Genomic DNA, 12,961 nt, shown 5'->3' on the forward strand with positions numbered 1-12,961 from the left:
CTGGGCACGAGGGAGCCGACGGGTGGTTCCCAAGGCGGCGCCTCGGTAGGCGGCGGTGCCTCGGCGGATTCACCGGAGGCACCGCCGACAGTTCGCCGCGGGTGACCCGGATCAGCTACGAGGCCGACGCCGCCGGGGTCGTCGGGATCGCGCTCGGGTCCACCCCGAGGGTCAGGCTGCCGCGGACGCCGCGCTCGATCGCCCCCTGCGCGTACGAGAGGTTGAGGAGGCCGTCCACGGCGCCGCCCCCGCCGTACCAGCGGTCGACGTCGAGCGTGGTGCGGGTGACCGTGCTGGTGTTGTACGGGGCGACCTCGGCGCTGGCGAGGACCGCTTCCTCGGCGAAGTACAGCTGGCCGGTGTGACAGACCTCGCCGCTCTCGTAGCCGTCCGGGGTCAGCTCGCCGCCCACGTACACCTTGACGTGTATGTGGACCGTGCGGCCGATGTACCAGCCGGGGAAGAGGGTGCGGAAGTCGACCTCGCCCCGGCGGTCGGTGATCTGTGAGCCCCGCAGATAGGTGAGGTCGTCGGTGGGCGGTACGTGGCCGCCGCCGGCCGGCGGGGGAGTGTCGTTGCCGATCTCGGTGTAGCCGGAGTAGACGCCCGTGGCGTCGCAGCTCCAGATGTCGACGGCGGCACCGCGCAGTGGCTTGCAGGTGACCACGTCCAGGAACGTGAGTCGCAGGTCGAGCGGGATGCCGGCGCGGTCCTCGGTCAGGTCGCGCCGGAACAGGTCGTAGTCCAGGTAGTACGGGCCTTCGATGGCCTCCGTCGCGAGTGGGTAGCAGTCCGCCGGGAGGTCGGTGGCCGAGGCCGGGGGTGCCGAGGCGGTGGCCGTGAGGCCCGCGACCGCGAGGCCCGCGCCACCGGCGAGGAGCACCCGGCGCCGTGACGGGCCGTGCGGGTGGGGGGCGGGCTCGGAGGACCGGGGGTGGGGTGTGTCCTGAGTCATGACGCGGGAATGTAGCGGCCGATCCTGGGAGACCGCCCAACTAGCGGTGATCTCAAGCCACTTGGGGTCCCGTTCGCTTTGGCTCCGTGTGGAAAGGGCTCTCCGCCCGGAAGCGCGGGGCCTGTTCCACGCACACGATCCATCGGTGTCGGACGCGGACGCGGTCCCCGACGGGCCGATGTCCGGCTGGGCCCGGGTTCTGCCCCTTGCGCCTGCCTGTGGGGCTGAACAGGTTGGGCTTGATCTGCTCTACCGCCTCGCCACCTGTGCGGTGAGCGTCGATGCGCGGATACTCCCCCGCTCGGTCTCCGACATCGCCGCGCAGGACGCGCAGGACGCGCAGGACGCGAACAGGAGGCTGCCGTACCAGGTGAGTCGTAGGCGCTGGCCAGGGGCCGTGGGGCGGCTGACGAGCCTAGGTAAGTCAAGCCTTACTTTCCCGGGAATCGGGCCGCATAGTGGAGGGCCTTGACGAGGGAAAGGGCCGGCCACGGATGCGGTTCGATGACGAGGGTGCGGTGCGCCAGATGGAGGCGGAACAGGTGCGGGTGGCTGCCGCGTACCGGCTGCTGGACGAGCGGCTCGCCGAAGCGCGGGCGCAGTTGGCGGATGTGCTGAGGGCCGGTGCTGTGGATCCGGGCGCGGTGTCTGCGCGGGAGGCTGCCGCCGGAAGTCTGGCCGGGCGGGTCCGGCAGCTGGAGGGGGCCGAGGAGGGGCTCGTGTTCGGCCGGATCGACAGGGCGGACGGCTCGGTGCTGCGCCTGGGGCGGATCGGCCTGCACGTGGACGGGTGCGAGTCGCCTGTGGTGGTGGACTGGCGGGCTGCGGCCGCGCGGCCGTTCTACGAGGCCACACCGCTGCGTCCGCTGGGGCTGCGACGACGCCGTCATCTGCGCGTCGGGGGTCGCCGTGTGCGGGCGGTGAGCGACGAGATCCTGGACGGCTCGGCACCGGCGGCCGGGGATGTCGTGGGTGACGGACCGCTGGTGCAGGTGCTCGAGGCCGGGCGGACGGGGCGGATGCGCGCCGCGGTGGCCACCCTTCAGGCGGAACAGGATGCGATCGTGCGCTCGGAGCACCGCGGGGTGACCGTGGTGCAGGGTGGCCCCGGTACGGGCAAGACGGTCGTGGCGCTGCACCGGGCCGCCTATGTGCTGTACGCGTTCCCGCGGGTCGCCCGGCGGGGCGTGCTGGTCCTCGGCCCGAACACGCGGTTCCTCGACCACATCTCCCAGGTCCTGCCCTCCCTCGGCGAGAACGACGTGGTCCTGGCGACATGCGCCGGTCTCGCACCGGTGGCCCCCGCCGCCGTGGAGCCGCCGGAGACCGCGCGTCTCAAGGGCGGGCCGGAACTGGCCGGCGCCCTGGCGGCCCTGGTCCGCTCCCGGCAGGCCCCGCACTGCCGCTTCGCCCTCCAGGTCGGGCGGGAACTGGTCCGTCTCCCGGACGAGGAGGTGGCCGGGGCCCGGGACGCGGCCACCACCGGCGGCCTGGCGCACAACGCGGCCAGGGAAGTGTTCAAGCACCACCTCGCCGACCGGATCACGGACGCACTGCGACGCGCCACGACCGCCGCCCTGGAAGCCATCGACACCGAGGCCGCGGAAAGCACCGGCCTGGACCTCGACCAGGCCGTCGGGGCCGACCTGCGCGCCCTCGGCTTCGACGGCACGCCGATGGCGGTGCCGACGGCGGAGTTCGACGCGGATGCCGTCCGGACCGGCCTCCTCGACGACCCTCACCTCGACCACGCGGTGGAGGCGCTGTGGCCCCGGCTGACCCCGGCCGGCCTCGTCGGCACCTTGCTGGCGGACGCGGAGGCGCTGGCGCTGCACCTGCCGTCGCTGACCGACCCCGAACGGTCCCGGCTCGTACGGACCCCCGACACCCGCTGGAGCGACGCCGATGCCGCCCTGCTCGACGAGGCCGCCGCCCTCGTCGAGGGCCCGCCCGATCGCACCTTCGGACATGTCGTCGTCGACGAGGCCCAGGAACTGACCGCCATGCAATGGCGCATGGCCCTGCGCCGCTGCCCCTCCCGGTCGATGACCCTGGTCGGCGACTTCGCCCAGGCCGGTCCCGGCGCCACGGCCCGCACCTGGGCCCAGGCGCTGGAGCCACACCTCGGCACCCGGTACAGACTGCACACCCTGACCGTCAGCTACCGCAGCACCCACGAGATCCTCGCCGCCAGCCGCTGCCTGCTCGCCCGGATCGCCCCCGGCCGGGCACCGGCCCGCGCGATCCGCCACGGCCGGACCCCGAGCCGGCTCACCGTTCACCCGGACCGGCTCACCGATGTCCTGGCAGCCGAACTCCGGGCCCGGGCGGCGGCGCACCCGGGCGATTCCCTCGCGGTGATCTGCGCGGACACCCGCACAGCCGCCCTGGCGGCTGCCGGGCTGGGCCGGTGGGCCCGTATCGTGCCGGTCTCCCAGGTACGCGGCCTGGAGTTCGACACCGTGGTCGTCCTCAACCCGCCGGAGATCGCCGCAGCTCACCCCGGCGGCGAACGCGACCTGTACGTCGCCCTCACCCGCGCCACGCAGCGGCTCTGCGCCGTTGACGTGCAGTCAGGCTGAACCGGCGAGGTGTCGTCCGCCGCCCGGCCCGGATCTCGGAGCCAGGCGGCGAGCCCTGCGGGCGATGTGGTGAACTCGCCGGGATCGACGCTGTCGTCCTTGCCGTGCCCCCGGCCCGGACGGCCCGGGGACGGGTGAGCAGGAGAGAACGACGGCCGGTGAGCACCGGATGCTCGGGCGGCAGATACTTCCCGAGCGTCCAGTTGGCGATGCCGGCCGCGGTGAGCCCGGCCACCACGGCGTCCCGCACCTCCTTGCTCTCGCACCGGAACCGCAGGCTGACCTTCACGTCTCCGGCGGCCCGCGGCAGGGCCTCCAGGCCGGGCCGGCCGGGCGGCTCGGCCATGGCGATCGCGTACATCCGCTCCAGCCCGGCGAGCAGTTCGTCGAGGTGGCGGAACTGCTGGCACTGGACGGCCGCGACCTGCTCGCTGGCGACGAAGTTCTCCCCGCAGTGGGCGTCGTCGTTCCACGTCGGGTGGTGGCCGGGCACCCGCGCCGAGCCATGGTCGTGGTGGCCGCGCATGGTCGCCCACAACGTCCCCAAATCGGCAGCGACGCTGAGGCGGGCCCGCGTGTCGGAGCCTCTCAATGCGATCATTCCGGACGATGTCCGCGTTACGGTTGATTCACGGCGAACTCCAAGGGGCCCTGGCTTCCTGCACCGGTCGGAACTTGGGTGTGGGCGTTGGCCCGGTCTAGGGAGGTGAGCGGACGTGGGGCGGTCACAGCCGGGCGGGAGGACCGGGGTCTTCATCTTCCTCATCGTCTACATCGCCGCGGTCTCGGCCACCCAGTACCCCACGTCACAGGGCGGTGTGGTCCGGCTGGGCGGGCTCTCCATCCTGGGCCCCCTCGCGGCGAGCGCGCTCCTGCCGTACCGGCGGGCGCTGATCATCTGCGGGCTGACCATGGTGGCCGTGGTGATCCTCTACGGCGGTGTCATTCCGGGGCTGCCGATGCTCCAGCGCCTGCTCACCATCGCGATCGTCTCGCTGGGCACGGCCGCCAGCGTCGTGGTGCTGCGTATCCGCCTGGCGCATGAGGAGCGCATCAAGGGGCTGATGATCGCCCGGGACCGGCTGAGCCTGCTCACGGCGGCGGGGGAGCGGGTCGGCTCGACGCTGGATGTCACCCGCACGGCCCAGGAGCTGGCCGACGTGGCCGTACCGGAATTCGCCGACGCCGCTGCCGTCGACCTCTTCGGCACCATCATGTCCGGTGACGAACCCCCCGTACCGCCGGCCGCGGAGCCGGTCACCGTGCAGCGGGTCGCCTATTCCCGCGCGGGGGCGGAGCCGGTCCCGGACTCCGGCGGTCCGCAGACCTACGCGCCCGGGTCCCTGCCCGGCGACGCCCTGCTGTCGGGACGCCCGGTCCGTGGCGAGGTCATGGACGCGGACGCCGTCGACGGCCGGTTCGCCCGGGCCGATGTGCCCCTCACCGGCCTCGGTGGTGGTTCGGCGCTTGTGGTTCCGTTGCGTGCTCGGGGGATCACTCTGGGTGTGGCGACGTTTGTGAGGGCGGCGGGTCGGGTGCCGTTCGATGCGGATGATCTGTTGCTGGCGGAGGAGATCGGTACGCGTTCCGCGGTGTGTGTGGACAATGCGCGTCGTTATGCGCGGGAGCATTTGACGGCGTTGGCGCTTCAGCACAGTCTGCTGCCGTCGGGTCTTCCGGAACAGAGTGCGGTGGTGGCCGCTCACCGGTATCTGCCCGCGCAGGTGGGGGTCGGTGGTGACTGGTACGACGTGATCCCGCTGTCCGGTGCCCGGGTGGCGCTGGTGGTGGGGGATGTCATGGGTCATGGGGTGCATGCCGCTGCCACGATGGGGCGGCTGCGGACCGCCGTGCACAACTACGCGGCGCTGGATCTTCCGCCGGAGGATCTGCTGACCAATCTCGATGACCTGGTGAAGCGTCTGGGTTTGGACGAGTACATCGCGACCTGTCTGTACACGGTGTATGACCCTGTGGCGCGCCGGTGCACCCTTGCCCGGGCGGGGCATCCGCCACCGGCCCTGGTCCTTCCCGACGGTTCGGTGACTTTTCCCGATGTGCCTGCCGGGCCGCCCCTAGGTGTCGGCGGTGTCCCTTTCGAGGCGGTGGAGATTCCGGTGCCGGAGGGGAGTCGGCTGGTCCTGTACACCGACGGTCTCATCGAGGCGCGTGACCGTGACATCGATACCGGGATGGAGGTGCTTCGCCAGGCGTTGGAGGGTGCCCCTGACCGTTCCCCGGAGGAGACCTGTCAGGCGGTCATGGCGACGATGCCGGACAGCCGCCCCCGCGACGATGTGGCCCTGCTCGTCGTCCGCACGCTGGGTCTCGCGGCCGACCGGTGTACCAGCTGGGACATTCCCAGTGATCCGGCGGCGGTCTCCGCGGTGCGGGAGCGGGCTCTCAAGCAGTTGGAGGAGTGGGAGCTGGGCGAGTACGAGTTCAGCACCGAGCTGATCATCAGCGAACTCGTGACCAACGCCATTCGCTACGGCGGCACCCCCATCTCCCTGCGCCTGCTGCGTGACGACAGCGTCCTGATCTGCGAGGTGCGGGACGGCAGTGGCACCTCGCCCCGGCTGCGGCGGGCGGGCGCGGCCGACGAGGGGGGCCGCGGGCTGTTCCTCGTCGCCCAGCTATCCCAGCGCTGGGGCACCCGCTACACACCCAACGGCAAGATCATCTGGACCGAGCAGCCCCTGCCCGCCAGACCTGTGTCTCCCTGAGGGACCACCCCAGCGCGCTCACTCCAGTTTCCGGGTCAGTGCGGGCATGTCTGGTTCACCCCGGCGGGGGGTGAGTTCTCGCCCGGTAGCGGGGGTTTCCGGTCAGGACGGGGGTGGCGGGAGACCACGGGCGGGGTGGGTGAGGCGGCTGTGGTGGTCGGCGGCGCTGGTGGTGTCGTGCGGCGTGGGGGCCGAGGGGGTGGGCGGGTGCGCAAACCTGCCGTGCCGGGTTGGCCGGAGCCATGCACGCGGCACTGTACGTGACTCTTCTCCTGCGATGCGCTACTGAGCGTCGCGGTTCCGCCCCGGCAATCAGGTGTGGAGCCGGTCGGCGTGCCCTCCAGCAGCGTCAACTCCAAGGGGAAGAACGATGTCCATTCCTCCTGTTCCTTCCGCTCCGCTCCGGGTCGCCCTCGTCAACGGCAGCTTCGAAGCGCCCGCCGTGACCGACTACGAGATCCTGCCGGACGCCAGCCAGACCCAGGCGCCCAAGCGCGTCCCCGGCTGGCTCACCACCGCCTCCGACCACATGGTCGAGCTGTGGCATTCGGGCTTCCTCGGGGTGCCCTCCGCCGAGGGAAGCCAATTCGCCGAACTGAACGCCAACGAGGTCTCCACCCTCTACCAGGACCTGCCGACCACCCCGGGCACGACGCTGTACTGGCGGCTGTATCACCGTGGCCGACTGGGCGAGGACACCATGGCGCTGGACATCGGCGTGCCCGGTGCGGCGGTGGAGCAGCGGCGTTTCTCCGACGGGAAGAGCGCCTGGGGTCACTACACGGGCACCTATGTCGTCCCGGCCGGGCAGACACTGACCCGGTTCGCGTTCCGTTCCATCGCCGCCGCGGGCGGCAACCGCGGCGTCGGCAACTTCCTGGACGGCATCTTCTTCGGCACCGCCCCCCATGTGGTGCTCGGCAAGACCGCGATCCCCGCCGGGCCGCTGGACGTGGGTGATGTCATCACGTACCGGATCACCGCCAGGAACGAGGGCGGCGGCGCGGCCGAGACCCTGGTCCTGACCGACGCCATCCCGCCCGGGACGACCTATCTGCCCGGGTCACTGCGGATCGTCGACGGCCCGAACACCGGAGCGTTCAGCGACTCGCCGGGCGACGACCAGGCGTACTACGACCCCGGCGCGAACCAGGTCGTCTTCCATCTCGGTGCCGGAGCGTCCGGCGCCGCCGGGGGCAGTCTGCCCAACACGGAGAGCCTGCCCGGCGGGACCACGGCGGAGTACCGGGTCGTCATCGACCGGGCCGCCGGCGGCAGCCGGATCAGGAACACCGCCACCGCCTCCTACGAGAACCGGCTCGGCGAGACACCCCAGCCCCTGACAGCCACCTCCGACGAGGAGATCACGGAGGTCGAACCGGCCGCCGACCTCAGTGTCGTGAAGGCCGCCGACGCGACGACCGTCACCGTCGGGCAGACGGTGACCTACCGCATCACCGTGCGCAACACCGGCCCGAACCGGGCCACCGGCGTGACAGTTGCCGACCGGCTCCCGGACGGCCTCGTCCTCCTGTCCGCCGACGGCCCCGGCGGCTACGACCCGGCCACCGGCCGGTGGACCGTGGGCGACCTGCCCGACGGCGCCACCACCACCCTCGTCCTGCGGGCCAAAGCCACCAGGACCGGCCGGATCGACAACACCGCCACCGTCACCGCCGACGAGAAGGACCCCGACCCCACCGACAACACCGACTCCACCACCATCTGCGTCGAACCGGCCCCTTCCTGCTGCGCCCCCTGCTCCACCGAGAAGTAGTCCGCGCCGAGAAGTAGTCCGCGCCGAGAATTGGCCCGCACGGAGAGGCGGTCCGCACGGAGAGGTGGTCCGCATGGAGAGGCGGTCCGCCCGGCGTCGGGGACAGCCGGTCAGGGAGTTCCCGGCAGGCCCGCGAGGGCTTCCGTCGAGACGAAGCGCAGGTTCCGTTCCAGGAGGCCCTCGATCACGGCGGGCAGCGCCCGCACGCTCTGGTGGCGGTCGCCGCCCCCGTCGTGCATGAGGATCAGTGAACCGGGGCCCGCGTGGTCGAGGACCGTCGTGGCGATCTTCTCGGGGCCCGGCCGGGCCCAGTCCCAGGAGTCGACGTCCCACAGGGCCAGCGCCGGGCCGTCCGCGAGGAGTTCGGTGAGGGTTTCGGGGGTGCGCGACCCGTACGGGGGGCGGAACACGGCCGGGACGCGGCCCACGGCCCGGTCGAACGCCTCGCTGGTGCGGTCGAGTTGGAGCCGGAACTGGCGGGCGGTCAGGTCCGGCAGGAAAGGGTGCGACCAGGTGTGGTTACCGAGGGCGTGTCCGGCGTCCACGATCCGCCGTACCTCGTCCGGCAGCGCGTTCACGTGCAGCCCGACGCAGAAGAAGGTGGCCTGGATCCCGTAGCGGGCCAGGATGTCCAGCACCTGCCGGGTGTACACGGGGTCCGGGCCGTCGTCGAAGGTGAGGGAGACCTCCCGGCGGTCGCGCGGGCCGTGCCGGAACCAGCGGCCCGCCTCGGTGAGCTTCGCCTCGACCGGCGCGCTGCGGCGGATCCCCTCGTGATAGTCCGCGTCCCGCCCGGTCTGGCCGCCGCCCTGCGCGGTCAGCGGTGACAGCGTCTCGCGCCCGCTCCTGGCCAGCTCCGCGAGGACGAGGGCCGGTACCGAACCGAAGTCGGGGCGCTCGCCCAGCTGCCAGGGATCGACGCGGTACACCTCCAGCCCGGCCGCCGTCAGCAGCCCGTCCACCAGGCCGTTGGTGCTCTCCAGGGCCACCGCGCAGGGGCCCTTGGGGGTTCTCCCGTCGCCGCACAGCCACCGGGTCAGTTCCGGTACCCGCTCCGCGCCCCAGCACATGGCCGCCATGGCGCGTACGCCGTCGGCGTCCACCACTTCGACCTGATAGCCATCGGCGGACCAGGCGATTCCCGCGTACAGCATCTGTGTGATTCCTACTCGCTCGCCCGGGTACGGCCACGTACCCGGGAGCCGGATGAAGGTGATGGTGAAGACGCGTGGGGGCGTGGGGGTATGGGGGGCCGGAAGGGCGGCGTGTCCGGTTACGTAGTTGCACCCCTTGTGACTAGGGGTTTTGCCGAGAGATCCGGGCCCTGGGGGTCCGGCTCGCGCGGCCGATCCCCACCGATGTCCATGAACTCTCCATCATTGCGACACAAGTGCGACAGTGGCGCGCTATCCTTCGCCGTGCCCCGCCGAATGGTCCAGACCATACCCAAGGGCGGACTTCGCGCGCCATGCCCAACGACCGACTCCTGTGTCATCGCATGTCCGGGTCAACTCCCGCACACGACAACGAACTTGGAGGCGTCATCAACGCACCGCCCGCTGTGCCGACCGTTCCCGAGCTGCTCGACGCCCGGGCCGCCCAGCAGCCCGACGGCGTCGCGATCCAGGTACGCGGCGGCGGCACCCTCACCTACGGCTCCTGGCGGACACGGGCCGTCCACGCCGCCCATGGACTCGCCGCGGCGGGCGTGCGCCCCGGTGACCTTCTCGCCCTGCGCTTCACCCAGGAGGAGTGGGACGCCTACGCGGTCGCCTTCCTCGCCGCCCACTACGCCGGGGCCGCCGCGCTCGCGCTCCGCGCCGACCTTCCGGAACCCGAGGCGGCCCGGCTCGCCGGGATGTGCGGTGCCGGAGCGGTTCTACGGGGGGCTCGACTGCCGTCTCTGGGTGGGGTGTCGGGGGAAGCGGATCATCTGCTCGCCGAGGTCGAGTCGGTCGGTGCCAGGGTCGTCGGTGCCGGAGGCACAGCCGATGCCGATGCCGATGCCGATGCCGACGCCGATGCCGGTGCCGGTGCCGGTTGCGGTGCCGGTCGTGGTGTCTCGCCCCCGTACATGCCCGCGCCCACCGACACCGCCCAGATCGTCGGCACCTCCGGTACCACCGGGGCGTCCAAGGGGGTCGTCGCCTCCCACGCCAGCCTGACGGCCGGGCAGCGGCTGAACCCGCGCCACCGGCCGTACGCCCACTCCCGGCACGCCCTGCACGCCTTCCCGCTCGGCACCAACGCGGCCCAGATGATGGTCATCGGTGCGCTGACCGGCGCGCCCACGACCGTCGTCCTGCCCCGGTTCGACGCCGAGGAGTTCGGCCGGACCGTGGCGGAACTGCGGATCGGCACCGTCTTCCTCGTCCCCTCCATGGCGATCGAACTCCTCAACTCCCGTGTCACCGACCGCCACGACCTCTCCAGCGTGCTGCTGCTCTCCTCCTCGGCCGCCGCGCTGCCCGTACCCGTCGCCCTGGCCCTGACCGAGGCCCTGCCGAAGGCCACCGTCGTCAACGCCTACACCTCGGCGGAGGCGTCCCCCGCCCAGCTCTCCACCATCGTCGACCTCGCCCGCCCGGGGTCGGTCGGCCGCCCCACCGACCCCCGGGACCTGCGCCTCCTGGGCCCCGGTGGGACGCCGGCGGCGCCCGGGGAGACCGGCGAGATCTGGCTCCGGCAGCCCGGCCCGCCCCGCAGCTACGCCGGTGACCCCGCCGCCTCCGACGCCGTGTTCCGGGGCGGCTGGGTGCGGATGGGCGACCTCGGCCGGATCGACGACGCCGGATACCTCCATCTCGTGGACCGCGAGAGCGACGTCATCAAGTCCGGCGCCCTCAAGGTCTCCACCCTGCGCGTCGAGGACGTCCTGCACGAACATCCCCGGGTCGCCGACGCCGCCGTCCTGGGCGTCCCGCACCCCGTCATGGGCGCGGTCCCGGCGGCGGTCGTGGTGCCCGCCCCGGACGGGCTCGACCTGGACGAGCTGCGACTCTTCCTCGCCGCCAGGCTCAGCCGCGCCGAACTGCCGGTGCGGATCCTGCTCGCCGACGAACTGCCCCGCAACGCCACCGGGAAGACCGTCAAACACCGGCTGAGACCCCTCTTCGACGCCCCCGACATCGACGACACCGACGCCGACGCCGTATCCCCCTCCCCGCCCCGCACCCCCACCGAACAGGCCCTCGCCACGCTCTGGTACGAGGTGCTCGGGCGCCGGGCGGCCCACACCGAGGACGAGTTCTTCGCGCTGGGCGGCGACTCCTTCCGCGCGGTGCGGCTCGCCTCGGCCCTCGGTGAGCGGTTCGGCGTCGACGCGAGCGCCGCCCTCGTCTTCGGCCGCCCCTCGCTGCGCGCCCAGGCCGCCTGGATCGACCAGCGGGCCGCCGACGCGGACGCCGCACACCCGGCGGCCGACCCGTCCGCCCCCGACGACCCGCCGACCATGCCCCCGTACCTGCGCGCCCTGCGCGCCCAGCCCCACCAGGTCCCCCTCACCAGCCAGCAGGAGAACTTCCTGGACTGGATGGCGGAGGAACCCGGGCGGGACGTCGGCGCGGTCACCGCGCTCTTCCGGGTCACCGACCGGCTCGACACCGAGGCCCTCGGCCGGGCGGTCACCGCGCTCGCCGACCGCCATCCCGCCCTGCGCACCCGCTTCGTCCCCGTGCCCGGCAACGGACCCGGCGTCATACCCGGCGGCGGACCCGCTGACCTACCAGGACTGGTCCGCACCGTCCTGGACGCGGAACCCCGGGTCCGGATCACCCTCCACGACGCCCCCGGCGCCACCGACGACGAGACCGACGCGCTGCTGATCGCCGAACGCGACCGGCTCACCGACCTGGGCGAGGACCCGCTCACCCGGCTGCTGGTCGTCACCCGCGGCCCCGCGGACCATGTCGTCCTCCTCGCCGTCCACCACCTGGTCGCCGACGGCTGGTCCATCGGCGTCCTCCTGCACGAACTCGGCCTCGCCTACGACGCCCTGCGCCGCGGCCGCACCCCCCGGCTGCCCGCCCACGCCATGCCCTACCAGGACCTGGTGCGGTGGGCGGCGGAGCAATGGGCGGCCGGACGCCGTCACTTCGCCACCGCGCTGGACGGCGCCCCCTCTGCCCTCGACCCGTTCCCCGGCCGCCGGGACGTCGACCGGGTCCACACGGTGGCCCACCCCTTCACCGTCGCCGCCGGGCCCGCCACCCGGCTGCGCGAGCGCGCCCGGGACCTCGGCGGTACGCCGTTCATGGCCGTCGCCGCCCTGTGGTGCGGGCTGCTCGCCACCCGCTCCGGCGGCAGCGACCTGGTGCTGATGACGCCCGTACCCGGCCGCACCCGGCCCGAGGCCCAGCGGACCGTGGGCTGTCTGGTGCAGTCCCTGCTGGTCCGCGTCGACTGTTCCGGCGGCCCCGGCTTCGCCGAACTCGCCGAGCGGGTCCGGCTCGCCGCCACCGCAGCGCTGGACCACCAGATGTACCCGTACGCCGAGTTCAAGCCGCACCGGATCGCCTTCCCGGCCTGGCTGCGGTACGAGAACTGGGCCGCCGACGCCCACCTCCCGGGCCTGCGCTGCGAACCGTGGACGCTGCCCCGGGGGACCACCGTCCCCTGGCCGCTGCCCGGCGGTGACCTGGGCGTGCCCGAACTCACCGTCGTGGAACAGCCGGACGGCTCGCTGGACTGCTGGATCCAGTTCAACGCGCTGGCCTTCGAGGAGGGCGACATCATCGCCCTGGCCGATGGCTTCACCGCGGCGCTCACGGCCGCCGCGGGGGGCGTGGCGACTCCGGGCGCCTGAGACCCGTACCGCCCGCCGCCTTCGTACGCCCCGCCCGTCGCCTTCGTACGCCCCGCCCGTCGCCTTCGTACGCCCCGCCCGCCGCCTTCGTACGCCCCTCCCCTCCCGCGACTCCCG

Annotated in this window: 7 protein-coding genes; 4 read left to right on the forward strand and 3 right to left on the reverse strand. The window is 72.8% G+C overall.

Features of this window, described 5'->3' with window-relative positions:
* Positions 1-115 precede the first annotated feature (115 nt).
* Positions 116-955 carry an intradiol ring-cleavage dioxygenase gene (locus ACFRFC_RS18930; RefSeq protein WP_382688237.1) on the reverse strand — a complete coding sequence of 280 codons (840 nt, stop codon included), beginning with the start codon at positions 953-955 and terminating at the stop codon, positions 116-118.
* Positions 956-1,449: 494 nt separating this feature from the next.
* Between ACFRFC_RS18930 and ACFRFC_RS18935 the strand changes: the two genes are divergently transcribed.
* Positions 1,450-3,537, forward strand: coding sequence for a HelD family protein (locus ACFRFC_RS18935; RefSeq protein ID WP_382688239.1), 2,088 nt, complete (start codon positions 1,450-1,452; stop codon positions 3,535-3,537).
* On the opposite strand, the gene ACFRFC_RS18940 is transcribed toward ACFRFC_RS18935, so the two are convergent.
* On the reverse strand, positions 3,488-4,138 hold the full coding sequence (locus tag ACFRFC_RS18940) for a hypothetical protein (protein ID WP_382688241.1): 651 nt from the start codon (positions 4,136-4,138) through the stop codon (positions 3,488-3,490). The two genes, ACFRFC_RS18935 and ACFRFC_RS18940, sit on opposite strands and share 50 nt — an antisense overlap.
* Before the next feature lie 115 nt (positions 4,139-4,253).
* Between ACFRFC_RS18940 and ACFRFC_RS18945 the strand changes: the two genes are divergently transcribed.
* On the forward strand, positions 4,254-6,263 hold the full coding sequence (locus ACFRFC_RS18945) for a SpoIIE family protein phosphatase (RefSeq protein WP_382688244.1): 2,010 nt from the start codon (positions 4,254-4,256) through the stop codon (positions 6,261-6,263).
* Between the two features lie 370 nt (positions 6,264-6,633).
* Positions 6,634-8,040 carry a CARDB domain-containing protein gene (locus ACFRFC_RS18950; protein ID WP_382688246.1) on the forward strand — a complete coding sequence of 469 codons (1,407 nt, stop codon included), beginning with the start codon at positions 6,634-6,636 and terminating at the stop codon, positions 8,038-8,040.
* Positions 8,041-8,150: 110 nt separating this feature from the next.
* On the opposite strand, the gene ACFRFC_RS18955 is transcribed toward ACFRFC_RS18950, so the two are convergent.
* Positions 8,151-9,194 carry a polysaccharide deacetylase family protein gene (locus ACFRFC_RS18955; protein WP_382688249.1) on the reverse strand — a complete coding sequence of 348 codons (1,044 nt, stop codon included), beginning with the start codon at positions 9,192-9,194 and terminating at the stop codon, positions 8,151-8,153.
* Positions 9,195-9,538: 344 nt separating this feature from the next.
* On the opposite strand from ACFRFC_RS18955, the gene ACFRFC_RS18960 reads away from it, so the two are divergent.
* Positions 9,539-12,844: an AMP-binding protein gene (locus ACFRFC_RS18960; RefSeq protein ID WP_382688251.1), complete on the forward strand. Its 3,306-nt coding sequence runs from the start codon at positions 9,539-9,541 to the stop codon at positions 12,842-12,844.
* Positions 12,845-12,961 lie beyond the last annotated feature (117 nt).

The organism is Streptomyces sp. NPDC056734 (assembly GCF_042790455.1).
Taxonomy (GTDB): domain Bacteria; phylum Actinomycetota; class Actinomycetes; order Streptomycetales; family Streptomycetaceae; genus Streptomyces.